25 protein-coding genes are annotated in these 25,868 nt (G+C 71.8%); 11 read left to right on the top strand and 14 right to left on the bottom strand.

What is annotated here, in order from left to right; all coding sequences use genetic code 11:
- Positions 1 to 113 precede the first annotated feature (113 nt).
- Both OHT57_RS21000 and OHT57_RS20995 read left to right on the top strand, forming a co-directional pair.
- Positions 114 to 1,289, top strand: a complete 1,176-nt coding sequence (locus OHT57_RS21000) for a 4-hydroxybenzoate 3-monooxygenase (protein ID WP_328748000.1) — start codon at positions 114 to 116, stop codon at positions 1,287 to 1,289.
- 149 nt (positions 1,290 to 1,438) lie between these two features.
- Entirely contained in the window at positions 1,439 to 2,311 is an 873-nt protein-coding gene (locus OHT57_RS20995) for a Bax inhibitor-1/YccA family protein (RefSeq protein ID WP_328747999.1), read from the top strand.
- A 75-nt stretch (positions 2,312 to 2,386) separates the two neighbouring features.
- On the opposite strand, the gene OHT57_RS20990 is transcribed toward OHT57_RS20995, so the two are convergent.
- The gene (locus tag OHT57_RS20990; protein WP_328747998.1) at positions 2,387 to 2,617 is read right to left on the bottom strand and encodes a DUF4287 domain-containing protein; all 231 of its coding nucleotides are present in this window, start codon (positions 2,615 to 2,617) and stop codon (positions 2,387 to 2,389) included.
- Between the two features lie 132 nt (positions 2,618 to 2,749).
- Between OHT57_RS20990 and OHT57_RS20985 the strand changes: the two genes are divergently transcribed.
- On the top strand, positions 2,750 to 3,031 hold the full coding sequence (locus tag OHT57_RS20985; protein WP_328753270.1) for a hypothetical protein: 282 nt from the start codon (positions 2,750 to 2,752) through the stop codon (positions 3,029 to 3,031).
- Between the two features lie 57 nt (positions 3,032 to 3,088).
- On the opposite strand, the gene OHT57_RS20980 is transcribed toward OHT57_RS20985, so the two are convergent.
- From OHT57_RS20980 to OHT57_RS20970, 3 genes are all read right to left on the bottom strand, one after another.
- Positions 3,089 to 3,871 (bottom strand): hypothetical protein, encoded by a 783-nt coding sequence (locus OHT57_RS20980; protein WP_328753269.1) that lies wholly within the window; start codon positions 3,869 to 3,871, stop codon positions 3,089 to 3,091.
- 298 nt (positions 3,872 to 4,169) lie between these two features.
- Positions 4,170 to 5,390: an acetyl-CoA C-acetyltransferase gene (locus tag OHT57_RS20975; RefSeq protein WP_328747997.1), complete on the bottom strand. Its 1,221-nt coding sequence runs from the start codon at positions 5,388 to 5,390 to the stop codon at positions 4,170 to 4,172.
- A 208-nt stretch (positions 5,391 to 5,598) separates the two neighbouring features.
- Entirely contained in the window at positions 5,599 to 6,627 is a 1,029-nt protein-coding gene (locus OHT57_RS20970; protein ID WP_328747996.1) for an SGNH/GDSL hydrolase family protein, read from the bottom strand.
- Between the two features lie 159 nt (positions 6,628 to 6,786).
- Here OHT57_RS20970 and OHT57_RS20965 point away from each other — a divergent pair, with 159 nt between their 5' ends.
- Positions 6,787 to 8,175, top strand: a complete 1,389-nt coding sequence (locus tag OHT57_RS20965) for a cystathionine beta-synthase (RefSeq protein ID WP_328747995.1) — start codon at positions 6,787 to 6,789, stop codon at positions 8,173 to 8,175.
- Between the two features lie 447 nt (positions 8,176 to 8,622).
- Here the strand turns inward: OHT57_RS20965 and OHT57_RS20960 are convergent, their stop codons facing one another.
- The 5 genes from OHT57_RS20960 to OHT57_RS20940 all read right to left on the bottom strand — a co-directional run bounded on the left by OHT57_RS20960 (position 8,623) and on the right by OHT57_RS20940 (position 12,410).
- The gene (locus OHT57_RS20960) at positions 8,623 to 9,051 is read right to left on the bottom strand and encodes a hypothetical protein (RefSeq protein ID WP_328753268.1); all 429 of its coding nucleotides are present in this window, start codon (positions 9,049 to 9,051) and stop codon (positions 8,623 to 8,625) included.
- Positions 9,052 to 9,128: 77 nt separating this feature from the next.
- The gene (locus OHT57_RS20955; protein WP_328747994.1) at positions 9,129 to 10,064 is read right to left on the bottom strand and encodes an ABC transporter substrate-binding protein; all 936 of its coding nucleotides are present in this window, start codon (positions 10,062 to 10,064) and stop codon (positions 9,129 to 9,131) included.
- A gap of 9 nt (positions 10,065 to 10,073) precedes the next feature.
- A complete protein-coding gene (locus OHT57_RS20950) occupies positions 10,074 to 10,736 on the bottom strand; it encodes an ABC transporter permease (protein ID WP_328747993.1) in 663 nt (220 codons plus the stop codon).
- 1 nt (position 10,737) lies between these two features.
- The gene (locus OHT57_RS20945) at positions 10,738 to 11,379 is read right to left on the bottom strand and encodes an ABC transporter permease (RefSeq protein WP_328747992.1); all 642 of its coding nucleotides are present in this window, start codon (positions 11,377 to 11,379) and stop codon (positions 10,738 to 10,740) included.
- A complete protein-coding gene (locus tag OHT57_RS20940) occupies positions 11,376 to 12,410 on the bottom strand; it encodes an ABC transporter ATP-binding protein (RefSeq protein WP_328747991.1) in 1,035 nt (344 codons plus the stop codon). The genes OHT57_RS20945 and OHT57_RS20940 overlap by 4 nt, the downstream gene beginning before the upstream one ends.
- A 142-nt stretch (positions 12,411 to 12,552) precedes the next feature.
- Here OHT57_RS20940 and OHT57_RS20935 point away from each other — a divergent pair, with 142 nt between their 5' ends.
- The 3 genes from OHT57_RS20935 (at position 12,553) to OHT57_RS20925 (ending at position 15,791) form a co-directional block, all read left to right on the top strand.
- Positions 12,553 to 14,256 carry an aromatic amino acid ammonia-lyase gene (locus OHT57_RS20935; RefSeq protein ID WP_328747990.1) on the top strand — a complete coding sequence of 568 codons (1,704 nt, stop codon included), beginning with the start codon at positions 12,553 to 12,555 and terminating at the stop codon, positions 14,254 to 14,256.
- Positions 14,257 to 14,261: 5 nt separating this feature from the next.
- On the top strand, positions 14,262 to 15,113 hold the full coding sequence (locus OHT57_RS20930) for a MurR/RpiR family transcriptional regulator (RefSeq protein WP_328753266.1): 852 nt from the start codon (positions 14,262 to 14,264) through the stop codon (positions 15,111 to 15,113).
- A gap of 84 nt (positions 15,114 to 15,197) precedes the next feature.
- Positions 15,198 to 15,791, top strand: coding sequence for a hypothetical protein (locus OHT57_RS20925; protein WP_328747989.1), 594 nt, complete (start codon positions 15,198 to 15,200; stop codon positions 15,789 to 15,791).
- 168 nt (positions 15,792 to 15,959) lie between these two features.
- Here OHT57_RS20925 and OHT57_RS20920 read toward each other — a convergent pair whose 3' ends face one another.
- The 5 genes from OHT57_RS20920 to OHT57_RS20900 form a co-directional block, all read right to left on the bottom strand.
- Positions 15,960 to 16,334: a hypothetical protein gene (locus tag OHT57_RS20920; RefSeq protein WP_328747988.1), complete on the bottom strand. Its 375-nt coding sequence runs from the start codon at positions 16,332 to 16,334 to the stop codon at positions 15,960 to 15,962.
- A gap of 21 nt (positions 16,335 to 16,355) precedes the next feature.
- A complete protein-coding gene (locus OHT57_RS20915; protein ID WP_328747987.1) occupies positions 16,356 to 16,922 on the bottom strand; it encodes a roadblock/LC7 domain-containing protein in 567 nt (188 codons plus the stop codon).
- Positions 16,923 to 16,956: 34 nt separating this feature from the next.
- Complete coding sequence (locus OHT57_RS20910; protein WP_328747986.1) at positions 16,957 to 18,171, bottom strand: hypothetical protein; 1,215 nt, start codon at positions 18,169 to 18,171, stop codon at positions 16,957 to 16,959.
- Positions 18,168 to 18,581, bottom strand: a complete 414-nt coding sequence (locus tag OHT57_RS20905; protein WP_328747985.1) for a hypothetical protein — start codon at positions 18,579 to 18,581, stop codon at positions 18,168 to 18,170. Before OHT57_RS20905 ends, OHT57_RS20910 begins: the two co-directional genes overlap by 4 nt.
- A gap of 170 nt (positions 18,582 to 18,751) precedes the next feature.
- Complete coding sequence (locus tag OHT57_RS20900; RefSeq protein WP_328747984.1) at positions 18,752 to 20,122, bottom strand: diaminopimelate decarboxylase; 1,371 nt, start codon at positions 20,120 to 20,122, stop codon at positions 18,752 to 18,754.
- Positions 20,123 to 20,291: 169 nt separating this feature from the next.
- Here OHT57_RS20900 and hutU point away from each other — a divergent pair, with 169 nt between their 5' ends.
- The 4 genes from hutU (at position 20,292) to hutI (ending at position 25,865) form a co-directional block, all read left to right on the top strand.
- On the top strand, positions 20,292 to 21,956 hold the full coding sequence (gene hutU / locus OHT57_RS20895) for a urocanate hydratase (RefSeq protein WP_328747983.1): 1,665 nt from the start codon (positions 20,292 to 20,294) through the stop codon (positions 21,954 to 21,956).
- A gap of 92 nt (positions 21,957 to 22,048) precedes the next feature.
- A complete protein-coding gene (locus tag OHT57_RS20890) occupies positions 22,049 to 23,251 on the top strand; it encodes an allantoate amidohydrolase (RefSeq protein ID WP_328753265.1) in 1,203 nt (400 codons plus the stop codon).
- The gene (locus tag OHT57_RS20885) at positions 23,248 to 24,585 is read left to right on the top strand and encodes a formimidoylglutamate deiminase (RefSeq protein WP_328747982.1); all 1,338 of its coding nucleotides are present in this window, start codon (positions 23,248 to 23,250) and stop codon (positions 24,583 to 24,585) included. The genes OHT57_RS20890 and OHT57_RS20885 overlap by 4 nt, the downstream gene beginning before the upstream one ends.
- Positions 24,586 to 24,590: 5 nt before the next feature.
- The gene (gene hutI / locus OHT57_RS20880; protein ID WP_328747981.1) at positions 24,591 to 25,865 is read left to right on the top strand and encodes an imidazolonepropionase; all 1,275 of its coding nucleotides are present in this window, start codon (positions 24,591 to 24,593) and stop codon (positions 25,863 to 25,865) included.
- The last annotated feature ends 3 nt before the right edge of the window (positions 25,866 to 25,868 follow it).

Raw genomic sequence — 25,868 nt, 5'->3', positions numbered from 1 at the left:
ACCCCGAGCGCAGACTCAGGACACAAAAGTGAAAGAAACTTCACCTTGCGAACAATCGCAGGTGCAGTCGCTGACGTCAGCCGAGAACCAAGGTCTCCGAAGGGAACCCCCCGATGCGTACCACCGTCGGCATCATCGGAGCCGGCCCCGCCGGTCTCCTCCTCGCCCGGCTCCTCCATGGCGCCGGTATCGACTCGGTCGTCCTGGAGAGCCGCGACCGCGACTACGTCGAGCACCGCCAGCGCGCCGGGATCCTGGAGCAGGGCACGGTCGACGTGCTGCGCGAGGCGGGCGCCGGTGAGCGCATGGACCGCGAGGGGCTCCCGCACGACGGCATCGAACTGCGCTACGACAGGAAGCGCCACCGCGTCGACTTCCCCGCCCTCACCGGCGGCCGGTCCGTGATGGTCTACGCCCAGACCGAGGTCTGCAAGGACCTCATCGCCCTCCAGCTCAAGGACGGCGGCCCGCTGCTGTTCGAGGCGGAGGCCCTCGCCGTCGAGGGGGCGGACGGAGACAGCCCCCGGATCCGCTACCGGCACGAGGGACGCGAGGACGCCCTGGAGTGCGAGTACGTCGTCGGCTGCGACGGCTTCTGGGGTGTCGCGAGGAAGGCGATCCCCGCCGAACTGACCCAGGTCTTCGAACGGACGTACCCCTTCGCATGGCTCGGCATCCTCGCCGACGTCCCGCCCTCCCACGACGAACTCGTCTACGCCCGCCACGACCGCGGCTTCGCCCTTCTGTCGATGCGTTCCCCGTCCGTCTCCCGTCTCTACCTCCAGGTCCCGGAGGGCACGGACGCCGAGAGCTGGGGCGACGAGGAGATCTGGGACGAACTGGAACGCCGCTTCGAGACCGACGACGACTGGACGCTCGACCGGGGGCCCATCACCCAGAAGTCCGTCACCCCGATGCGCTCCTACGTCCACGAGCCCATGCGGCACGGCCGTCTCTTCCTCGCGGGTGACGCGGCGCACATCGTGCCGCCCACCGGTGCCAAGGGACTGAACCTCGCCGTCGGTGACGTCGTGACCTTCGCGAGGGCGCTGGCGCACAAGAGGGAGACCGGTTCGGCGGAGCGCCTCGACGCCTACTCCGAGACCTGCCTGCGCCGGGTGTGGCAGGCCGAACGGTTCTCGTACGACATGACGGGCCTTCTGCACCGGGCGCCCGACGCCACCGCCTTCGAGGACCGGATGCAGCGGGCCCGGCTGGAGCGGATCGCCGGGTCGACGGCGGCCGAGACCGACCTCGCCGAGGGGTACACCGGCTTCCCCTTCGAGTGAGCGGCCCCTCCGGTGCCGGGAATCACGCGTACGCGTAGCGTGTTGGCCAGCACATCGAGGGAAGATCCTCCTCAAGCACTAGGGTCATTCCTTTGCCTACCTATTACTCTTGAGGCAAGGTCCACACACGGTGGCCACGGAGGAGTGAAATGAGGAGCAGCAACCCGGTCTTCTCGCGACGGGGCTTCAGCCGCGACAACGGCTACGCGGGCTTCAACACCGCGCCGCAGGCCGGGGGCGCAGCCGTAGGCGCGCAGGGCACCAACCCGTACGCGAGCAACCCCTACGCCCAGCAGGACCTTCAGCAGGGGGCGCCGCCGCAGGCCCCGGTGACCACCGGCCGGATGACGATGGACGACGTCGTCATGCGCACCGGCACCACGCTCGGCATCCTGGTCGTCACGGCCGCGCTCGCCTGGGCGCTGCTGCCGGTCGACGACGCCAACATCGGCCGCTCGTACGGCATCGGTATCGGCGCCGCGCTGATCGGCATGGTCCTGGCGCTCGTCCAGTCCTTCAAGCGCAAGGCCTCGCCCGCGCTGATCCTGTCGTACGCCGCGTTCGAGGGCGTGTTCCTCGGGGTCGTTTCCAGCGTCGTCGACAACCGCATCGCGTCCGGCGCGGCCATGCAGGCCGTGATCGGCACCCTGGCGGTCTTCACCGCCGTACTCGTGGCGTACCGGGCCGGCTGGATCCGCGTCAACCGGCGGTTCTACGGCTTCGTCATGGCGGCCGCGCTCGGCTTCGTCCTGCTGATGATGGTCAACATGCTGTTCGCCGTCTTCGGCGGCGGTGACGGCCTCGGCTTCCGCAGCGGCGGCCTCGGCATCATGTTCGGCATCATCGGCGTCCTGCTCGGCGCGTGCTTCCTGGCGCTGGACTTCAAGCAGGTCGAGGACGGCATCGCCTACGGCGCCCCGCGCGAGGAGGCGTGGCTGGCGGCGTTCGGTCTGACGCTGACGCTGGTGTGGATCTACATGGAGTTCCTGAGGCTCATCGCGATCCTCAACAGCAACGACTAGTACACACGCGTAGTACACACGCGGCGTGCGAAAGGGCCCTGGGTTCCTACCCGGGGCCCTTTCCCGTGTGCGCGGCTAGAAGTACCTGCGCGCGGCCCTCCTCAGGTCGTACTCGTGGATGAGCGCTTTCGCGTGGCCGTACGCGAGGTTGTGTTCGTGGCGGAGCCAGCTGACCTTCTCCTCGAAGCGGAAGAGAGCCGGGCCTTCGTCGACGGTGCGGAGCCAGTCGGACACTTCACGACCGGTGCAGTGAGGGATGCGGGCGAGCATGTTGCGGTGGGTCTCCTCGGAGAAAACTTGGGACATCGGCGCCTCCGTGCGCATGGGCTGTAAGCCGGTCCTTCAGGTCACCGTGCCTGAGCGTTCGCGCGTTGGCAACAGTCCCGGTGGGACGCGTACGGTTGCCGGGTGGCTGATACCGAGCGTCTGACCCAGGCCGTGGACCAATTCGCCGACCGGTTGCGGGCCGCGCCGCAGTCCCGTCTGCAGCGGGGCGCCGCCGCTGAGGCGCTGGGGCTGGCCCGGGAGTTCGTCCGTCGGACGCAGGTTCTGGAGGAGCCGGGTACCGAGCTCCGCGAGATGCCGGATGCGGGGATGTTCGCCGCGGCCGACCAAATCACCGTCGCGGTGCACGACTTGGCCCTCGTGCTCGATGACGAGGGCCAGGTTTCCGAGGCTGTGCGGTTGGTGGAGGAAGCGCAGAAGCGGGCGGGCGTCTGAGGTTCGGCGGCGACCGCGGGCCGGTGAGGGCCGGTCGCGCCCACACCGCTACGGCCCCTAGAGGCTCGCTATGACCCGGTCCGCGAGAATGTAGACGTTCTCCTCGCCGCACGCGAACGTCAGCGTGTACGCGCCCGAGATGCCCGAGCCGCCCAGCAGGACCGGGGTCTGGCCCGCGCGCAGGGCCGCTGAGAGGCGTTCCGCCGTCTCCCGGTGGCCCGGGGTCATGCAGAGGGTCGTGCCGTCGGCGAAGACGTAGACGTCGAGGGTGCCGAGCGGACCCGGACGGACGTCGGCCAGTTCGGTGCCGGAGGCGGCCAGGTCCTCCAGGGTCGCCACCGTGCGTTCGTGGTCGCCGACGGTGGGTGAGCCGACCGGGACGAAGTCCGGGTGGGAGGGGTGACGGCGGCGGGCCGCGGCCAGTTCGGGGCTGTCCCCGGCGAACTCGTCCGCTTCCGTGGACGGCTCCGTCACCGACTCCAGCGGCTCCAGGCCCACGAAGTCGGTCTGCCGGGGCAGGAACAGCTCGCTGTCGGGCAGGCCGAGCAGTGAGGGCGCCTCGGAGGCGTCACGGGACTCCTGGGCGGCCCAGAAGGCACGCGCCTCGGCGAGTTCACGCTCGCGTTCCTCGGCGAGGGCCTCGGCCACGGCGGCGCGTATCTCGTCGACGTCGGTGGCGGGGCGGGCGGCCGGTACGAGGCCCCGCAGCGGCACGGTGTTGTTCTTGGCGAGCTCGGTGTGCAGGGCGGCGACCTGTCGGCGCAGCACCATGAGGGTGCGCAGGACGGCGACGCCCACGGCGCCGGTGGCGGCCGTGGTGACCAGCAATGCGATCGGCATGGCGCTCACTGACGTACTCCCGGTTCAAAGTCGACCCCCGACTTCCTACATCAGCTTGAAGGGCGGACTATCCAGCTGTCAGTGCGTAACGTCACGAAACGGACAGGACTTTGGACCCGGGGTTTGGTGGTGAAACGGCTCTGACCTGCGCACATCCCTTCTGGAAGGGAGATAGGTCACATCCTGGGGGAGATTGGATCACAAACGGGCCCAGAACCCAGGAGTTTCCCGGGTTCTGGGCCAGAGGGTGGCGCTGTGTTCCCGCGCGGCTACTTTCCGTACGGATATGGGGTGTTGATCAGCTCAGGCGCTCGATGACCATCGCCATGCCCTGGCCGCCGCCCACGCACATGGTCTCCAGACCGAACTGCTTGTCGTGGAACTGGAGGGAGTTGATGAGCGTGCCCGTGATGCGTGCGCCGGTCATGCCGAAGGGGTGGCCGACGGCGATGGCGCCGCCGTTGACGTTCACCTTCTCCAGCGGGATGCCCAGGTCGCGGTAGGAGGGGATCACCTGGGCGGCGAACGCCTCGTTGATCTCGGCCAGGTCGATGTCGTCGATGGTGAGGCCGGCGCGGCGCAGGGCCTGGTTGCTGGCGTCGACCGGGCCGAGGCCCATGATCTCGGGGGAGAGGCCGGAGACACCCGTCGACACGATGCGGGCGAGCGGGGTGAGGCCGAGCTCGCGGGCCTTGGTGTCGGACATGACCACGACCGCGGCGGCGCCGTCGTTGAGGGGGCAGCAGTTGCCCGCCGTGACGAGACCGTCGGGGCGGAAGACCGGCTTCAGGCCCTGGACGGCTTCCAGGGTGACGCCGGCGCGCGGGCCGTCGTCCCTGGAGACGACGGTGCCGTCGGGAAGCGTGACCGGGGTGATCTCGCGCTCCCAGAAGCCGTTCTTGATGGCTTCCTCGGCGAGGTTCTGCGAGCGGACGCCGAACTCGTCCATGTCCTGGCGGGTGACGCCCTTGGTGCGGGCCAGGTTCTCCGCGGTCTGGCCCATCGCGATGTACGGGTCGGGGAGCAGGCCGTCCTCGCGCGGGTCGTGCCAGGAGGAGCCCTCGGACGCGGCGGTGGCGGCGGTGCGGGCCTGTGCCTCGGCGAAGAGCGGGTTGGTGGTGTCCGGGAGGCCGTCGGAGCTGCCCTTGGCGAAGCGGGAGACCATCTCGACACCGGCCGAGATGAAGACGTCGCCCTCGCCGGCCTTGATGGCGTGCAGGGCCATGCGGCTCGTCTGCAGCGAGGAGGAACAGTAACGGGTGATCGTGCAGCCCGGCAGGTGGTCCATGCCCATCTGCACGGCGACGATCCGGCCCAGGTTGTAGCCCTGCTCGCCGCCGGGCAGACCGCAGCCGAGCATCAGGTCGTCGATGTCCCGCGGGTCCAGCTCGGGGACCTTGGCGAGGGCGGCCTGGATGATCGTGGCGGTGAGGTCGTCGGGGCGCAGGTCCTTGAGTGAGCCCTTGACGGCGCGGCCGATGGGGGAGCGGGCGGTCGAGACGATCACTGCTTCGGGCATCACGGCTCCATTGGCATGCGGGGGTGTTCTTCCGGGCGTGGCTGCTTGCGAAGTTACCCGGACGTATGGCCCAGGTCACGGGCGTCGCGGTGTGACCTATGTCTAAGCGCTTGCTTTTTTCGCCCCCGCCGCCCCTACCCGTCCCGTCCTCCAGGGGGCTCCGCCCCCTGGACCCCCGCTCCTCAAACGCCGGAGGGGCTGAATGAGGTCAGACGCCGGACGGGCTGGTGGGTGACGGCTCCGTCGCCCGGACCCGCCGCCTGCGCCTGCGCTTCAGCAGGACCCAAGGCCCCTTCGGGCCCGTCGGCATCGCCGCCACGACCTCCGTGCCGGGCTCGGACACGGCCTCCGCCGCCGCCCTGGCCACCGGCAGGAAGCCCTCACGGCGCGAGGCGTCCGGACGGTCCTCGTCCGCCGGCCAGAGGCCCAGGGCCGCGCACACCGTCGGCAGCACCGCCATGGCCGCTGTCGCGTACCCCTCCGCGGAGGGGTGGTAGTTGTCCGGGCCGAACAGCTCCCGTGGGTTCGCCGCGAACTCCGGGCCCAGCAGGTCGCCCAGGGACACCGTGCGGCCGCCCTGCTCGACCGCGCCGATCGTCTGGGCGGCCGCCAGCTGGCGGGAGGCTCTGCGGGCCAGCCAGCGCAGGGGCTGCTGGACCGGCTCGATCGTGCCCAGGTCGGGACAGGTGCCGACGACGACCTCGGCACCGGCCGTGCGCAGACGCCGTACCGCCGAGGCCAGGTGGCGCACGGAGCGCGTCGCGGGCATCCGGTGCGTCACGTCGTTCGCGCCGATCATGATCACGCAGATGTCGGGGACCCCCCCGGGGTCCGCCAGCGTCAGCGCCACCTGGCGGTCCAGATCGTCGGACGTGGCCCCGGGCAGGGCGACGTTACGGAACTCCACCGGCCGTTCCGCCACCGCGGCCAGGCCGGACGCCAGCAGCGCACCCGGCGTCTCGCCCGCCCGGTGCACACCCTGGCCCGCGGCCGTGGAGTCGCCCAGCATCACCAGCCGCAGGGCGGGTTCACCGGGCGTGGCGTAGACATGGCCGTACCGGCCCTCGGCCTGGGGGACGTGCGGCGTCACGCCGTTGCCCACCTGCCGTCTCGCCAGCCGTGCCTCCGCCAGCAACAGCCCCATGGCCGCGGCGCCGACCAGGCCGATCCCGCCGCCGCCGTAGGCTGCGCCCGCCGCGATCCGCCGGGCCACCCTCGCCCTCGACATGCTCGTCATACGTTGCGCCACCTCCGTCGTACCCGCTACACACACTCCTTGCCCCGCACGGACCGTGGCCCAATCCCAACGGGGAGTGAACGGCCGTCATGGCGCCCGATCAGGCCATAGGCTGGCGGAACCATTTCGACCACTTCCTTGCAGCATCCGGAGACAACGGTGCAATTCCACGACTCGATGATCAGCCTCGTCGGCAACACCCCGCTGGTGAGGCTCAACAGCGTGACCAAGGGCATCCGGGCAACCGTCCTGGCCAAGGTCGAGTACTTCAACCCCGGCGGTTCCGTGAAGGACCGCATCGCGCTGCGCATGATCGAGGCGGCGGAGGAGAGCGGGGCACTGAAGCCCGGGGGCACCATCGTCGAGCCGACCAGCGGAAACACCGGGGTCGGGCTCGCCATCGTCGCGCAGCAGAAGGGGTACCACTGCATCTTCGTGTGCCCCGACAAGGTGTCCACGGACAAGATCAACGTGCTTCGGGCCTACGGCGCCGAGGTCGTCGTCTGCCCCACGGCCGTCGACCCCGAGCACCCCGACTCGTACTACAACGTCTCCGACCGGCTGGTCCGTGAGACGCCGGGGGCCTGGAAGCCGGACCAGTACTCCAACGCCAACAACCCCCTCTCCCACTACCACTCCACCGGCCCCGAGCTGTGGGAGCAGACGGAGGGGCGGATCACCCACTTCGTGGCGGGCGTCGGCACCGGCGGCACCATCTCCGGGACCGGGCGGTATCTGAAGGACGCCAGCGACGGCCGGGTCCAGGTCGTCGGCGCCGACCCCGAGGGGTCCGTGTACTCGGGCGGCTCCGGGCGGCCGTATCTCGTCGAGGGCGTCGGCGAGGACTTCTGGCCGACCGCCTACGACCGCAGCGTCGCCGACGGCATCGTCGCCGTGTCCGACAAGGACTCCTTCCAGATGACCCGCCGCCTCGCCAAGGAGGAGGGCCTGCTGGTGGGCGGTTCCTGCGGCATGGCCGTCGTCGCGGCGCTGCGGGTCGCCGAGGGGCTCGGCCCGGACGACGTCGTGGTGGTCCTGCTCCCCGACAGCGGGCGCGGCTACCTCTCCAAGATCTTCAACGACGAGTGGATGGCCGACTACGGCTTCCTGGAGGACGAGGGCCCGAGCGCCCGCGTGGCCGACGTCCTCAACGACAAGGTGCACGGCGCCATCCCCTCCCTCGTCCACATGCACCCGGACGAAACCGTCGGCGAGGCCATCGAGGTGCTGCGGGAGTACGGCGTCTCGCAGATGCCGATCGTCAAGCCGGGCGCCGGCCACCCGGACGTGATGGCCGCGGAGGTCGTCGGGTCGGTCGTGGAGCGGGAGCTGCTGGACGCGCTGTTCACCCAGCGGGCCTCCCTCGGCGACCCGCTGGAGAAGCACATGTCGTCCCCGCTGCCCCAGGTCGGTTCCGGCGAACCGGTCGGCGACCTGATGCAGGTGCTGGGTTCGGCGGACGCGGCGATCGTCCTCGTGGAGGGCAAGCCCACCGGAGTGATCAGCCGGCAGGACCTGCTGGCTTTTCTCGCCAAGGGCGGGAAGTAAGCGCATCCTGCGGGAAAACGTCCGGTGAACAGGGCGTGGGCGCGGCGGACTTCCGGTTTCCCACCGAAAGGGTGGACTTCGCGGAACTGGTACGAGCGCGTCACGTCCACGCAGCACACGCTTAACACGAGTCGGGCACATTAGTGGATGTCGGCAGGGCGGGAGCGGCTCCCCGCCCCAGCCGACACCGAACGTCCAAGGACCTCCGGAGCGGCTCCCGGACCTCCAAGGACGCTGGGCGTCAGACCAGGCCTGACCCGGTCGACGCCTCTCGCGGGGACCGCCGTCGTCCCGCCCCCCGGCAACGGGGGTGCGGCGGTCCCCGCGCATACTTTTTTCTGCGCTTCAGCGGGCTGTCGCCCGGTTCCCCAGCTGTTGCAGCCGCCCCCGGCACGTCAACCTGCGTCGGGTCATGGTGCTGCCGACCCGGCCGGGGTGTGCGTCGGGTCAGCCCTCCCAGTCGCTGTCCTGGGTCTGCCGGTGGCGGCGGCCGCGGAAGATCTCCGGGTTGGACTTCGCGGCCTGGAAGGCGTTCACGCCGACGATGCCCGCCCAGGCCACCAGGAGGCCGGGCAGGTGGGCGATGCCGCCGCCGATCGCGGAGAGCGGGATCGCCAGCACCATGGAGACGATGCCGAAGCCGAAGCGTTCACCGAAGGAGTCGGTGGACTTGGGTGAACGGGCGCCCCGGGCCGACACCATCTGCTGCTCGGCGAGCTGCCGGCGCACCCGGCGGTCCACGACGCCGTCGATCCGCTGGTCGACCTTCTCCAGGAACGAGTCGACCAGCGCGGACTCGTACTCCTCGCCCAGTTCCCTGCGCGCATGCAGGGTGGCGTTGAGTTCCTTCGTGAGTTCGGGGTCCCGCGCATCCATTCCGGTCATGGGCTCCACGGTAGGAAACGGACGCGCGCGCCGCACTGGGGATAGCCCCCCTGTTCGGAGTCGGGATCTCAGGACTTCGCCAGCCCGTGCTGCTTCGCGTACGCGTTCGCCACGTCCTCCGGGTCCTTCTTGTCGTTGTCGACCTGGCTGTTGAGCTGCGTGAGCTGTTCGGTGGTCAGGACGTTGCCGAGCCGGGCGAGGGCCTTGCGGACCGTGTCGTCGGCCTTGCGGTCGGCGATGAGGGGAACGATGTGCTGGCTGGGGATGAGGTTCTTCGGGTCGGTCAGCACCACCCAGCCGTTGGCCGCGATGTCGGTGTCGGTGGTGAAGAGGTTCGCCACGTCCACGTCGCCCTTCTTCAGGGCGCCCTTGACCAGCGGGCCGTCCGAGTCGAGCGACTTGAACTCCTTGAACTCGACGCCGTACACGTCCTTCAGTCCGATCGCGCCCACCCGGCGCTTCTTGACCTCGGGCGCGGCGCCGATGACGAGCTTGCCGTTCTGCTTGGCGAGGTCGGCGAGGGTGACGAGGCCGTACTTGCGGGCGGTCTCCCGGGTGACGGCGAAGCAGTCGGAGTCGGCCGCCTCGCTGTAGGGGAGTACCTGGAGGCCCGCGGGCAGGGCCAGGGTGAGGGCGTTCTGCATGGTGCCGGGCTCCGACGAGGCGTCCTTCGGGGCCAGGTAGTTGAGGAGGGCGCCCTGGTACTCGGGCAGCAGGTCGATGTCGCCCGCCTTGAGCGCGGGGATCACGATCTCGCGGGTGCCGAGGTTCGGGCGGACCTTCACCTTCACGCCGGCCTGCTGGAGCACCGCCGCGTAGAGGTAGCCCAGCACCTGGTTCTCGGTGAAGTTGGCGGTGCCGATGGTGAGCCCGCCCTTGCTGGAGCCGCTGCCGCCGGCCGAACTCCCCTGACCGTCGAGGGAGGTGACACCGCCGGAGCAGGACGAGAGGACGGGGACGGAGGCCGCCGCGAGGAGGCCGCCGAGGAGCGTACGTCGGTTCATCTGGGGTCCCTAGGCGGTGCGGTGGCGGAAGAGGAGGCGCTGGAGGCCGGAGAGCAGCAGGTCGAGGGTCACGGCGACCACGGCGACCAGCACCGCACCGCCGAGGACCTGGACGAGGTCGCGCTGGGCGAGGCCGTCGAAGACGTAGCGGCCGAGGCCGCCGAAGGAGACGTAGGCCGCGATGGTCGCCGTGGCGACGACCTGGATCAGTGCCAGGCGCAGGCCGGTCATGATCAGGGGGAGCGCGAGGGGCAGTTCGACCTGGAGGAGGACCTGGTGGCCGCGCATGCCCTGGCCGCGGGCGGCGTCCTTCACGTCCGGGTCCACGGCCGTCATGCCGGCGTAGGTGTTGGTGACGATCGCCGGGACCGCGAGGGCGACCAGGGCGACGTAGACCGGCAGCATGGACAGCCCGCCGGCCAGGAAGACCAGCACCACCAGGCCGACGGTGGGCAGGGCACGGCCGAAGGACGCGAGGTTGATCGCGACGAAGGCGCCCTTGCCGGTGTGGCCGATCAGCAGGCCGAGGGGGAGGCCGATCGCGGCCGCGACGAGGGTGGCCAGCAGCGAGTACTGCAGGTGCTCGGCGAGCCGGTGGGCGATGCCGTCGGTACCGGACCAGCTCGCGCCGCTGGTCAGCCAGTCGCCGAGGTTCTTGAGGAGTTCGTACATGTCAGGCTCGCCTCCGCCGCCACGGGGTCAGGACGTACTGGAGGGCCACCAGCAGGGCGTCGGCGACCACGGCGAGCAGGAGCGTGAGGACCACGCCCACGATCACCGGGGTCGGGAAGTCGCGCTGGAAGCCGTCGGTGAAGAGCTGGCCGAGGCCGCCGTCGCCGATGTAGGTGGCGACGGAGACGAGGGAGATCGACATGACGGTCGCGATCCGCACGCCCGCCATGATCACGGGGAGTGCGAGGGGGAGTTCGACGGTGAGGAGCGTGCGCAGGGGGCGGGTGCCCATCGCCTTCGCTGCCTCCTTCGTCTTCGCGGGGACCGAGTCGAGGCCCTCGACGGTGTTCCGCAGCAGCACGACCAGCGTGTAGACGGTCAGACCGATGACGGTCGTGGTGCGGGTCAGACCGCTGATCGGCAGCAGGAGCACGAAGATCGCGATCGACGGGATCGTGAACAGGACGTTCGAGAGCCCGAGCAGGAAGCCGCGCAGCGGGCGGACCCGGTGGGCCACCACGGCGAGGGGCAGGCTGATCAGCAGGCCGAAGAAGACGGCGCTCAGGGCTGCCTGGAGGTGGGAGACCGTCAGGGTGGTCAGGTCGTCGGTGTGGCCGGAGATCCACGACCAGTCGATGGTCATACGACCACCCGGGCTTCCGAGTGCGCCCGGCCCGCGTGCCGGTGGATGTCGTCACGGGACGTGACGCCGGTGAGCACGCCGTCGGCGTCGACGCGGGCGACCAGGCCGGTCGGGGAGGAGACGGACTCGTTGAGGGCCGCGAGCAGGGAGTCGCCGTCCCGCAGCGGCCGTACGGGGATCTCGGCGTCCTTCGAGGACCAGTGCAGGGGCCTGTCGCCGGCGTCGAGCATGAGGGTCCAGCCGCTGTCGTGCGGCGCCGGGCCCTGCGGGACCTCGGCCAGGGTCTTCAGCGAGAGCAGCTTGAGGCCGCGCTCGGCGCCGAGGAAGTCGGCCACGAAGTCGTCGGCCGGACGGGCGAGGAGTTCGGTGGGCGGGGCGCACTGGACGAGGTGACCGCCGGTGCGGAAGATCGCGATGCGGTCGCCGAGCCGGACCGCCTCGTCGATGTCGTGCGTGACGAAGACGATGGTCTTGTTCAACTCCTTCTGGAGTCGCAGCAGTTCGTCCTGGAGCTGAGTGCGCACGACCGGGTCGACCGCGCCGAAGGGCTCGTCCATGAGCAGCACCGGCGGGTCGGCGGCCAGGGCGCGGGCGACGCCGACGCGCTGCTGCTGGCCGCCGGAGAGCTGGTGCGGGTAGCGCTTGCCGGCGTCGGCGGTCAGGCCGACGGTCTCCAGCAGTTCCGCCGCCCGCGCACGGGCCTTGCGGCGGCCGTGGCCCAGCAGGAGCGGGACCGTGGCGATGTTGTCCAGGACCGTGCGGTGCGGGAAGAGGCCCGACTGCTGGATGACGTACCCGATGGAGCGCCGCAGTTCGGCCGCGTCCTGGCGGGTGACATCCTTGCCACCGACCTTGATGGTGCCGGAGGTCGGCTCGACCATCCGGTTGATCATCCTGAGGGTGGTCGTCTTGCCGCAACCGGAGGATCCGACGAGGACGGTCACGCCGCCTTCCGGCATGTCGAGGGTGAGGTCGTGCACTGCTGTCGTGCCGTTGGGGAAGCGTTTGTGGACCGCGTCGAACTGGATCATGTGGTTGTCCCTTGCCCGGCTGTATAACGTCATGCAGAGTTCTCTGTAGCTGAATGGATTGTCAACGGCCTGGTGTTAATCCGCGGTTACGGATGACCGAAGAGCAAGATCGATCGTCCGGTTTGAGGGGAGTTACTGTCTTATGTCGTCTCGAATCGTGGACACCTTGTATGTCGTGCCGGTCGGGCGCACCGGTCTCGTGGTCCTCGACGGGATCGGGCTGGCCGTCGCGGATGTCGTCGCTCTCGCCGACGGAACCGCCCGACCGGTGGCCGGGACCGAGGCGATGAAGCGGGTGAACGAGTCCTGGGACGCCGCCCGGCAGATCGCCGCGACCGGGCGCGTCTACGGCCGCTCGACCGGCGTCGGCGCCAACCGGAACGAGGACGTGCCCACCGACACGGCCGCCGAGCACGGCCTGCGGCTGCTGCGCAGCCACGCCGGTGCCATCGGCGAGGAACTACCCGCCCGGCAGGTCCGCGCGATGCTCGCGGTACGGGCCAACCAGCTGCTCGCGGGGGGCGCGGGACTGCGGCCGACCGTGGTGACGGCGCTGTGCGAGGCGCTGGAGAGCGGCGCCTACCCGGTGGTCAACGAGTTCGGGTCCGTGGGCACCGGGGACATCGCGGCGCTGGCCCAGGCGGGGCTGGCGCTGGTGGGGGAGCATCCCTGGCGGAACGCCGGGGGGCCGGGGGGCGCCGAGGTGCGGGTGGCTGATGCCGCCGGGGGTTCTGTCTCCGGCGGGTCGGGCGCGGGAGGCTCGCTCGGCTCGGGCGCGGACGTCGCGGTCGGTGCGGGTGCGGGTTCGGCTGCGGGCGCTCGTGGTGGCCGGGGAGCCGGTGCTTCAGGCGGGGCGCGTGAGGTGACCGGCGCCCCCGAGCCCCAGTCGCTCGACAACAACGACGCCCTCGCCTTCATCAGCAGCAACGCCCTCACCCTCGGCCAGGCCGCCCTCGCCCTGCACGAACTGCGCGGGCTCATCGAGGCCACGCAGATCGTCGGCGCCCTGTCGCTGCTCGCCGTGGACGGATCGCACGAGGCGTACGCCGCCCCCGTGCACGCCGCCCGGCCGCACCGCGGCTCCTCCGAAGTGGCCCGGAAGATGCGGGAGTTGATCGGGGCGGAGGACCGGCCCACCCCGCCGCTGGGCCGGATCCAGGACCCGTACGGCTTCCGCTGCCTGCCCCAGATCCACGGGCCGGCACACGACGCCGCCGACGTCCTGGAGGAGGTCCTAGCCATCGAGATCAACGCCGCCGCCGAGAACCCCCTCATCTGCCCCGAGGACATGGCCGCCTACCACCACGGCGGCTTCTACCAAGCCCAACTCGCCCTCGCCCTGGACCACTTCAGGCTGGCGCTCACCCAGGTCGCCCGCCTCTCCACCTCCCGGCTCTCCACGCTCAACGAGCCCGCCTTCACCCGCCTGCGGCCCTTCCTCGCCGACCAGGAGCCCGCCTCCTCCGGCGTGATGATCCTGGAGTACGCCGCCGGCGCCGCCCTCGGAGATCTGCGGGCCTTCTCCGCGCCCGCCTCGCTCGGCCACGCTGTACTCTCCCGGGGCGTCGAGGAGCAGGCCAGCTTCGCCTCGCTCGCCGCCCGCCAGACACTGCGCGCGTGCGGCGCGTACCGTCTCGTCGTCGGCTGCGAACTCGTCGCCGCCGTACGGGCGCTGCGCCAGCGCGACCTGCGGCCCGGCCCGGACCTTCCGGTGGGCCGCGCGCTGGAGCTCGCCGAGGCGGTGCTCGACGACGACCCGGCCGACCGGCCGCTCACGGGCGACGTGACGGCCGCGGTCGCACTGCTCGACCGGTTCACGCAGATCTGGAGGGGGAGCGAGGCATGAGCGACATGGCCGGTGCGGGTGTGGCGGACACTCCCGCGGGACGTCTACAGGCGCTGTTCGAGGGGCATCGGCTCACGCCGACCCAGCGGCGCATCGCGCACAGCATGGTGCGGCGCGCCGCCGACGTGCCGTTCCTGTCCAGCGTGGAGCTGGCCGAACTCGCCGGGGTCAGCCAGCCCTCCGTCACCCGCTTCGCCGTCGCCCTCGGCTTCGACGGCTACCCCGCGCTGCGCCGGCACCTGCGCGAGGTCACACCCGCCGAACAGACGGCGGCCTCCGCGTCGTACAACGAGTACCAGCAGGCCGTCGAGGCCGAGATCGAGAACCTGAGGCACCTGGCGGAGATCCTCGCCGACCCGCGGCCGGTGCAGAGGGCCGGCCGGCTGCTGGCCGCCTCCCGCCCGCTGCCGGTCCTCGGGCTGCGGGCCGCGGCCTCCCAGGCGTACGGCTTCGCGTACTTCGCCGCCAAGGTCCACCCGGACGTACGGCTGCTCAACGAGGGCGGCACGATGATCCACGACCGCATCGACGCCGCCGTCCGCGCGGGCGCCTCGACGCTGCTGTGCTTCGCGCTGCCCCGGCATCCCCGTGAGGTCGTGGACACGCTCGCCTACGCCAAGGAGGCCGGCCTGAGTGTCGTCACGGTCGCCGACTCCGCCTTCGCACCGGTCGCCAAGGTCTCCGACCTCCTCCTGCCCGCCGCGGTCGGCACCGGCCTCGCCTTCGACACCGCCTGCGCGCCGATGCTGCTGGGCCGGGTGCTGCTGGAGGCGATGTGCGACGAGCTGCCGGACGCGCAGGCCCGGCTGGAGCAGTTCGACGCCGGGGCCGCGGCGCGAGGACTGTTCGTGGAATAGCGGGCCTTTCTCAGCCTTGTCTCACGTTCGCTCGTTACCCTCCCCGCCCATCAGGACTGTGCCGGGACGACGAGGAGGCAGGACGTGGCACACGGAGATCGCAGGGCTCAAGGGCTGGCCCGGGTGGCCGTCGTCGTGCGCGCCGGGGCGGCGCCGCTGTGGTGGCTCGGGGTGTTCGCGGCGGGGATCGGGCTGCTGGTGCCGGGGCTGACCGGACGCCGGATCGGCGTGATGGCGGGAGCGGCGCTGTTCATCGTCGCCGCGGCCGTGGTGTCGTACAGCCGTCGCGAGCGGTACACGACACTCGGGCGGGCGGCCGCCCGGGCCGGGAAGCACGACGTGCTCCAGGACCGTGCGGTCAGTGTGCGCAACTGGCGCCGGGGACACCGCTGGTGGCTGCTGGGGGCCTGGCTGGTGGCACTGCTGAGTTCGTTCGCCGTGCCCGTCGCGGGCGGCATGCTGCTCGCCGGGTGCGGTACGGGACTCATGCTCAAGGCCGCCTGGCTGGGACGGCAGGAGCGGGCCGGCGACGCGCTGCTGTGGGTGCGGGTCGACTGGCTCGCCGCGAACGGCGGGCGCCCGGCCGGCAAGACGGTGAAGGCGTACCGCGGCACGGGTATCGCGGCGGGCGACGCGGCCCCCGGCGGGTCGCGCCGCCGCAGCGCGGCACTGGTGTAGGGCGGGTTTCGGCAGGAGCGGCGTCGGCCCCGGCGCCGTCCGGTGCGTGCGAGCGCACGGCGCCGGGCCGCCCCCGATACCGGGTGTATCGGGGGCGAGTCCGGCAACGCGGCCGGGATGCCTTCCAGGCAGGAGGGACCTTCGAAACACGCCCCCCTTAGCGCTCGGTCACACCTCCAGGTCCGCTTCGATCGCCTTCAGCTGGTGGCGGGCCATCGCCAGGTTGGACCTCTTGGCGTCGAGGACCAGGTAGAGGAAGAGCCCGTTGCCGCCGCGCCCGGCGATCAGGCGGATCAGGTGGTACTGGTCGGACAGGGTGATCAGGATGTCCTCGATCTGGCCCTTGAGCCCGAGGTGCTCCATCGTGCGCATCTTCGCGCGGACCACGTCGGTGTTGCCGGCGGCGGCCACGTTCAGGTCGAAGCCCTTGCTGCCGCCCATCGTGCCGAGCGCCATGCCGCTGGTGTAGTCGACGAGGGCGACGCCGGTCGCGCCCTCGATGGAGGCGAGGGCCTCCTTCAGTGCGGTTTCGGTGTTGGCCATGACTGTGTCTCCTCGGTTCTCTCAACTTTCGGTGGTGGTGCGGGCCACCGTCGGAGCGGTGGCCGTGGCGCGGGTGTCCGTGGGCTTGGCCCGGGACGTGCGGGCCGCTCTGGCACGTGCCGGAGCGGGTTTCGCGGGCGCCTTCGTGGTGGTCTCGGTGTGTTCGGTCCGTTCGGACTGTTCGGTGGGGCCGGTGGGGCCGGTGGGGTCGGTCGCGGCGAAGTCGACGAGCTCCCCGATCCGGGCGCCCGCCCGCCGGCCCTCCAGGTGCAGGCGGCCGACGTTGACGCGGTCCTGGGCGAGCAGCGTGACGACGGCCCCGGCGCCCGCCGCGTACGTGGCGACATAGCCGTACACGCCACGCACGAGGAGTTCGCGCAGGTCCCCCTGGCCGGTCTCGTCGGCCAGCTGTGCGGCCAGTGCCCGGGTGGCCCCGGTGAGCGCGGCCACGGTCTCCGGGTCGACGCCCGGGGTGTCCTGGGCCAGGACGAGACCGTCGACGTCGGCCGCGAGGGCGCCCGTGAGCTGCGGCACACGGGCTCTGAGCCGACGCAGCTCCTCCAGGATCCCGTCCTGCGCTGCTGCCATCAGGTCTCTCCTCTCGGCGCGGAACCGCTGCCGTTCAAAGGGCCTCCAGCGCATCCCTGAGCCTCTTCAGCAACGTGATGTGGGGATCGACGGGCGCGACGCTGCCGACGAGATCGACGGGGGGACGGGTGACTTCGGGGCCGGTCAGCTGCCCCGGCATCGGTCCGGGTACCGCTACGGGCAGCTGACCGGGCGGCTGACCGGGCAACGATCCGGACATCGGTCCGGGCATTGCTCCGGGCATTGCTCCGGGCATCGGCTCGGGTGGTGCTCCGGACCACGGGCCCGCCATCGCCTCGGCCAGCGGGCCCGGCAGCGGGCACGGCGAGACGGCCCCGGCCGCCACCAGCCGCCGTAGGTCGACCAGGGTGTGGAACGCCGGGCGGCCCAGCGCGCGGGCGATGTCCGATGCCGTGCGGACGCCGTCCACGAGGGCCAGTACGGCCTGCCGCCGGGCCGGGATCGGCGGGGTCGCGGGGCGGTACTCGCGGGTCAGCGGCACCTCGTCCGGCAACGCGTGCGGCCAGATGCGGTGCAGCAGGTCACGCCGCCGCAGTGTCTCGCGCTCCAGGGCGGCGACCGGGACGGGATGCGGGATGCCGGGACCGGTGAGGGCGTCGCCGTGGACACCGCCGGGTTCGCCGGCCCGTGCGCTGCCGTGTTCGCCGACGAGCGCGTCGGGTTCGCCGCCGGGGGCGCCGGGCCCGTCCTCGGTGCCGTAGCGGAAGCGGCCCGGGCTGCTGCTCGGGGCGAGCGCGAAGTACGCCGCGTCGTACAGGGCGGTCAGCCGGCACATCTCCAGGGCACCCGGGGTGAGCAGCCCGTCCTCGACCAGCCGGCGGCCCGCATGGTGCACGACGTCCGCGCCGGTGAGGCGATGGGCTCCGGTTCCGACGATCCCGGCGCCGCCCGCGAGCCCGGCGCTCTCGGGGTTTCCGGCATCCGCGGCACCCGCGGCGCTCGCCGCGCTCTCGGCCAGGGCCCGGCGCCAGACCTCGGCGTCGAGGGTGCCGTGGGCGGCGAGGAGGACGTGGGCGCCGGGGGCGGCCGGGCTCTCGGCGTGCACCACCTTGCCGTCGGCGAGGTGCAGCGTGCCGCGCTCGCGCACCAGGACGCCGGTGGCGCGCTCGGCGGCCAGCCGGGTCAGCATGGGCGAGACACCGCCCCAGCCGCGTCCCAGGGCCGCCGCCTTGTCGCGGACCGGCAGCCGGGGCGGCGGGGTGGCGGGAGTGGTCCGCACCGTCGTCATTCGAGCTCCAGCCGTCCGGCCATCTCGCCGAGCCGGATCCGGGCCAGCGCGAGGTTGCCCTCCGCGCGGGCCAGCCACAGATGCAGGAACACGCTGCTGTCGAAGGACGTCGGCACGAACCGCAGGACGTGGTAGCTGTCCCGGTTGCTGAGGATCAGATCCTCGACCGGGGGATCCGGCTCGTCCCCCGCGGCATCCGACTCGGCGGCGGAGCTCCCGGAGGAGAAGGCGCGCTGCTCGGCGGCCAGCCGGGCGAGCTCGGCGGCCTCCGCGGCGGCCGCCTCCTGGTCGCCGCCGGGGGATTCCCCCACGACGCCCAGCGCCAGCCCGCTCGTCCAGTCGACCAGCGCGGCGCCCCGCGCACCTGGCAGTCGCATGGCTTCAAGCAGGCACTCGTCGATTCCCTGCACCGTGGCTCCCCTCCCGCCTGGGGTTCGGCTGAGTGACGCCGAAACTACGCAACGTGTGCGTGACGGGTGAGGGATCTGGCATTTTCCGGTGGAACATGCTCCGGGTGGCTAGAGTGGGTCAACTTGCCTTGATTTACAGGCAATTTGATCAGTAGCCCCCCGGGTGCACGTCAACGGTTCCCGGGTGCGCGAAGGGTGGTGAGCGCGTCGGCGTACGCCCCTCCCGACTCGGCCACGATCTCGGCGATCGTCTGCGGTGCCCGCACGGTCGCGAACGCGACACGTCCCGCCGGGTCGGGCGCGAAGCCGTGGACGCCCGGCCGGGCGAGCGAGTTGTACGCGTAGTGGTGCGCGAAGTAGTACGCCCCCGTGTCCAGCGCGGCCGCGTAGTCCCCCTGGTCCAGGAGCGGCAGTGCCCGCCCCTCGGCCAGCAGGTCGCCCGCGAAGCAGGCGGGGCCGGCCACGTCCTGCACCACCACGGGCCCGTTCTTGGGCCGTCCCTTGCCGTCGTACGCCGCGACCCTGAGCGGCCACGACCCCGGCGCGTACACCGTCCGCGTCGCCACCTGCACGCCCGCGTGCGTCACCGCGACCGGCCGGCCGCCCGCGCTCTTGGTGTACTCCACCCGCGCCACGATCGTGCCGTGCTCGGCCAGCAGCGACCGGCCGAACTCGGTCACCAGCCCGTACCGCCCGTCGAACAGCCCCGGCACCGCCGCCCTGAGCGCCCGCGCGTACTGCGCGTACGTCGGAGTCGTCACGTCGGAGGTGAAGTTCACCGGCAGCCCGCCGCCGATGTCGATCGTGTCGATCTGCGGCCGCCCGATGTGGCGGTTGATCTCCTCGGCGAGCGCGTACGTCTCCTCGACGCCCCGGACCATCAGGTCGAGCGGCATGCCCTGCGAGCCGGTGTGCGCGTGCAGCCGGCTCAGCCAGGGCCGCTCGTCAAAGGCGCGCGCGACCCACTCCCGCGCCCCCTCGTCCCGCAGCGCCACCCCGAACTTCGAGGTCGCCGTCGCCGTGGAGGTCGCCCCGATGGAACCGCCGCCGACCTGCGGGTTGACGCGGATCCCGAGCGGGGAGCGGCTGACGGCCGACCGTACGAGGCCGTCGATGCGGTGCAGCTCCTGAGGGTTGTCCGCGTTGACGGCGATCCCCAGCGCCAGCGCCTCCCTGAGCTCGGCCGGCGTCTTGGCGGGCGAGTCGAGGACGGTCCGGGCCGGCGGGATTCCGGCCGCCCGGGCCAGTGCCAGCTCGCCGGGACTCGCCACCTCCGCGCCGATGCCCTCCTCGCGCAGCAGTCGCAGCACCGGCACCAGCGGGGTGGCCTTCACCGCGAAGGCGTGCAGCACCGGGGTGCCGGGCGCGGTGACCTCGTCGAAGGCCGCGCGGAGCTCCGCGGCCGACTCCCGGATGCCGGTGACGTCGAGAAGCCCGACGATGGGGGAGTCCGGCCCCAGCAGTCCCTGTTCCACGGCCGCGCGCACCGCCTCGTCCCGGCGGGCGGCCCGTCCTTCGCCGGTGTTGCCGTACTCGTCCACCACGTCTCCTGTCTGTTGTCGCCCGCTCCCGGACCCCCTCGGGTGTCCGACGGAACATCCCTGCCCCACTCACGCTGACGCGAGAACGTATTGACTAGTTCTATTCAGGAAGCCAGGATGTGAATATCGACAACAACAGGCTGCGGCCGGAGCCCTCAGGAGGCAGACCATGTCAGGACCCCGCCCCGTACGAGCGTCGCGCGGTACGGAACTGAGCACCCTGGGATGGCAGCAGGAAGCCGCCCTGCGGATGCTCCAGAACAACCTCGACCCCGAGGTCGCCGAGCACCCCGACAAGCTCGTCGTCTACGGCGGCACCGGCAAGGCGGCCCGTGACTGGCGCTCCTTCGACGCGATGGTCCGCACGCTGCGCACCCTCAAGCAGGACGAGACCATGCTCGTGCAGTCCGGCCGCCCGGTCGGCGTCATGCAGACCCACGAGTGGGCCCCGCGCGTCCTGATCGCCAACTCCAACCTCGTCGGCGACTGGGCCAACTGGGAGGAGTTCCGCCGCCTGGAGGCCCTCGGCCTCACCATGTACGGCCAGATGACCGCCGGCTCCTGGATCTACATCGGCACCCAGGGCATCCTGCAGGGCACCTACGAGACCTTCGCCGCCGTCGCCGCGAAGAAGTTCGGCGGCACCCTGGCGGGCACGATCACGCTGACCGCCGGCCTCGGTGGCATGGGTGGCGCCCAGCCGCTCGCCGTCACCATGAACGACGGTGTCGCGATCTGTATCGACGTCGACCCGCGGGCCATCGAACGGCGCATCGAGCACCGCTACCTGGACGTGAAGGCGGACTCCCTCGACCACGCCCTCCAGCTGGCCGTCGAGGCCCGCGACGCCCGCCGGCCGCTGTCCATCGGCGTCCTCGGCAACGCGGCCGAGCTGGTGCCGCAGCTCCTGACGTCGGGCGCGCCCATCGACATCGTGACGGACCAGACCTCGGCGCACGACCCGCTCGCGTACCTCCCGGTGGGCGTCGACTTCGAGGACATGGCCGACGCCGCCGCCAAGGACCCGGCGGGCTTCACCACCCGCGCCCGTGAGTCGATGGCCCGGCACGTCGAGGCCATGGTCGGCTTCATGGACGCCGGGGCCGAGGTCTTCGACTACGGCAACTCGATCCGCGGCGAGGCCCAACTCGCCGGATACGACCGGGCGTTCGCCTTCCCCGGCTTCGTCCCCGCCTATATCCGGCCGCTGTTCTGCGAGGGCAAGGGCCCCTTCCGCTGGGCCGCCCTGTCCGGTGAGGCGTCCGACATCGCCAAGACCGACAAGGCGCTCCTGGAGCTGTTCCCCGAGAACGAGTCCCTCGCCCGCTGGATCAAGCTGGCCGGTGAGCGGGTCCACTTCCAGGGCCTGCCCGCCCGCATCTGCTGGCTGGGCTACGGCGAGCGGGACAAGGCAGGGGAGCGGTTCAACGACATGGTGGCGAGCGGGGAGCTGGCGGCGCCGCTGGCGATCGGGCGCGACCACCTGGACGCCGGGTCCGTCGCCTCGCCCTACCGGGAGACCGAGGCCATGCTCGACGGGTCCGACGCGATCGCCGACTGGCCGTTGCTGAACGCCATGGTCAACGTGGCGTCGGGGGCGTCCTGGGTGTCCATCCACCACGGCGGCGGCGTGGGCATGGGACGGTCCCTGCACGCCGGACAGGTGACGGTGGCCGACGGTACGGAGCTGGGCGGGGAGAAGGTCCGGCGGGTACTGACGAACGACCCCGGCATGGGCGTCATCCGGCACGTGGACGCCGGCTACGACATCGCGGAGTCGGTCGCCGACGAGCGGGGCGTACGGGTGCCGATGCGTGAAGGCGAGTCGGCGTGACGGAGCGCGGCAACTCCTCGGTGGGGGCGGTCCCGTCGCCGGACGCGGATCCGGCTGCCCCCACCCTGCCGGGCGGCAGTTCGTTCCACTCCATGTGGCGCGAGCTGCTCCCCATCGGACGGCACCCCGACTCCCGGGGCTACCGGCGCTTCGCCTGGACCGGTGCCGACACCGACTGCCGGACCTGGTTCAGGGAGCAGACCGAGAGCCGGGGACTGGCCTACGAGGTCGACCGGAACGGCAACCAGTGGGCCTGGCTCGGTGACCCCGCCCGAGGGGACGCCGTCGTCACCGGGTCGCATCTCGACTCCGTGCCCGACGGCGGTGCCTTCGACGGACCCCTCGGAGTCGTGTCCTCCTTCGCCGCGTTCGACGAACTCCGGGCGCGGCGCGCCGAGTTCGACAAGCCCCTCGCCATCGTCAACTTCGGCGACGAGGAGGGGGCCCGGTTCGGGCTCGCCTGTGTCGGGTCGCGGCTCACCGCCGGACAGCTCACCGTCGAGCAGGCACACCGGCTGACCGACGGGGAGGGAGTTACGCTCCCGCAGGCCATGGAGGCCGCCGGACACGACCCCGACGCCATCGGAGCCGACCCCGAACGGCTCGCCCGCATCGGCGCCTTCGTCGAACTGCACGTCGAGCAGGGCCGGGCACTGGACCTGTCCGGCGACCGGGTCGGCATCGCCAGTGCCATCTGGCCGCACGGCCGGTGGCGGTTCGACTTCCGGGGCGAGGCCAACCACGCCGGCACCACCCGCCTCGTGGACCGCCGCGACCCCATGCTGTCGTACGCCGAGACCGTGCTCGCCGCCCGTCGCGAGGCCGAACTCGCCGGTGCCGTCGCCACCTTCGGCAAGATCTCCGTGGAACCGAACGGCGTCAACGCCATCCCCTCCCTGGTGCGCGGCTGGCTCGACTCCCGTGCCGCCGACCAGGAGAGCCTGGACCAGGTGGTCGGCGGGGTCGAGAAGGCGGCCAGGGAGTACGCCGACGCCCACGGCATCGCCCTCGACATCGTCCGGGAGTCCTTCACCCCCGTCGTCGAGTTCGACCACGCCCTGCGTGACGAACTCGCCCGCGTCCTGGGCACCGACGCCGGCCTCACGGTGCCCGTCCTCGGCACCGGCGCCGGACACGACGCCGGGATCCTCTCCGGGAGCATTCCGACCGCCATGCTGTTCGTGCGCAACCCCACCGGCGTCTCGCACTCCCCGGCGGAGTTCGCCGCCGAGGACGACTGCGTGGCCGGGGTCCTCGCGCTCGCCGACGTACTGGAAGGGCTGGCCTGCCGGTGACACCGAAGACCTACTGGCTGGAGCACGCCTGGCTCGACACCCACGTCGAGCCGGGCGTGGCCGTCGACGTGCGGGACGGCCGCGTCACCGCCGTCTGCACGGCCGCCGACACCCCGCCGCCCGGCGCCGAGATCCTGCGCGGACTGACGCTCCCCGGGCTGGCGAACGCCCACTCGCACGCCTTCCACCGGGCCCTGCGTTCCACCGTCCAGGTCGGCTCCGGGACCTTCTGGACCTGGCGCGAGGTCATGTACTCGTTCGCCGACAAGCTGACGCCGGAGACCTACCACGCGCTGGCCCGCGCCGTGTACGCCGAGATGGCGCTGGCGGGCGTGACGGCGGTCGGCGAGTTCCACTACGTGCACCACGCCCCCGGCGGCACCCGCTACGCCGATCCCAACGCGATGGGCGAGGCCCTCGTCGAGGCCGCCGCCGACGCCGGTATCCGGATCACCCTCCTGGACACCGCCTACCTTTCCTCCGGCTTCGGGCAGCCCCCCAACACCCACCAGCTCCGCTTCTCCGACGGCACGGCCCAGGAATGGGCCGAACGCTGTTCAGTTCTCAAGGACCGGGATCACGCGAGGATCGGTGCGGCGATCCACTCCGTACGGGCCGTGCCCGCCGACCAGTTGGCGACCGTGGCGCGGTGGGCCGAGGAGCGGCGGGCCCCGCTCCATGTGCACCTGTCCGAGCAGACCGCCGAGAACGACGCCTGCCGCGAGGCCCACGGGTGCACGCCCACCCGGCTGCTCGCCGAGCACGGCGTCCTCGGGCCGCGCACCACCGGCGTCCACAACACCCACCTCACCGACGAGGACATCGCCCTGATCGGTGACAGCGGCACCGGCACCTGCATGTGCCCGACGACGGAACGGGACCTGGCGGACGGCATCGGACCGGCCGTCGCCCTCCAGAAGGCCGGCTCCCCGCTCTCCCTCGGCTCCGACAGCCATGCCGTCATCGACCTGCTCGAAGAGGCACGCGCGATGGAGCTCGACGAGCGCCTGCGCACCCGCAGGCGAGGTCACTGGACGGCGGCGGCCCTGCTGCGGGCGGCCTCGGCCGACGGCCACGCGGCCCTCGGCTGGGACGGTGCGGGCACCCTGGAGACCGGCGCGCTCGCCGACTTCACCACCATCGCCCTCGACTCGGTCAGGACGGCAGGGCCGCTTCCGCGGCTCGGGGCCGAGACGGCTGTATTCGCCGCGTCGGCAGCAGACGTGTCGCACACGGTCGTGGGAGGCCGGCACGTCGTACGGGACGGGGTCCACGTCCTGGTGCCGGATGTGCCGAAAGCCCTCGCGGACGCCGTCGCGGCCTTGCGCGGCTGAAGCGGATGCCGCCCGCCCCCCTGCCCGAACCCGCCCCCACCGCCGACCAGGCCACCGAGGACGCCATGAGCAACGCGACGACCGTCAGCCCCGCCCACTCCGCGAGCACCGCCAGCACGCTCATCACCAACATCGCAGCCCTGGTCACCAACAACCCCTCCCTCGATGAGGGATCCCCCCTCGGACTGATCCAGGACGCGGCCGTCGTCATCGAAGGCGACCGCGTCGTGTGGACCGGTGATCAAAGCAAAGCACCCGCCACTGACAACCGGGTCGACGCAGCCGGCAGGGCGGTCCTCCCCGGTTTCGTCGACTCCCACAGCCATCTCGTCTTCGCGGGCGACCGCACCGAGGAGTTCAACGCCCGCATGTCGGGCCGGGCCTACAGCGCGGGCGGCATCCGCACCACGGTCGCCGCGACCCGTGCGGCCACGGACGCGGAACTGGAGGCCAACCTCACCCGCTACCTCGCCGAGGCCCTCCGCCAGGGCACGACGACCTTCGAGACGAAGTCCGGCTACGGCCTGACGGTCGAGGACGAGTCGAGGGCCCTGCGCATCGCCGCCGCCCACACCGACGAGGTCACCTACCTCGGCGCCCACATCGTGTCCCCGGACCACGCCGACGACCCGGCGGCCTACGTCTCCCTGGTCACCGGCGAGATGCTCGACGCCTGTGCGCCGTACGCCCGTTGGATCGACGTCTTCTGCGAGAAGGGCGCCTTCGACGGCGACCAGGCCCGCGCGATCCTCATGGCCGGCAAGGCGAAGGGCCTGCACCCCCGGATCCACGCCAACCAGCTCTCCCACGGCCCCGGCGTACAGCTCGCAGTCGAACTCGACGCGGCCAGCGCCGACCACTGCACCCACCTCACCGACGCGGACGTCGACGCCCTGGCCAACAGTGCGACCGTGGCCACCCTGCTTCCCGGCGCCGAGTTCTCGACCCGTGCCCGCTGGCCCGATGCCCGCCGGCTCCTGGACGCCGGTGTCACCGTCGCCCTGTCCACCGACTGCAACCCCGGCTCCTCGTTCACCTCCTCCGTCCCCTTCTGCGTGGCCCTCGCGGTGCGGGACATGGGGATGACCCCGGACGAGGCGGTGTGGTCGGCCACGGCGGGCGGCGCGGCGGCCCTGCGTCGCGAGGACGTCGGCCGCATCACCCCCGGCGCCTACGCCGACCTGATCCTCCTGGACGCCCCGAGCCATGTGCACCTGGCGTACCGGCCGGGGGTGCCGCTGGTCAGCGGGGTGTGGCGGCGGGGCACACGCGTGCTCTGACGG

It is taken from the genome of Streptomyces sp. NBC_00285, from assembly GCF_036174265.1.
Taxonomy (GTDB): domain Bacteria; phylum Actinomycetota; class Actinomycetes; order Streptomycetales; family Streptomycetaceae; genus Streptomyces.
This window is presented reverse-complemented; position numbering and strand designations above follow the sequence as displayed.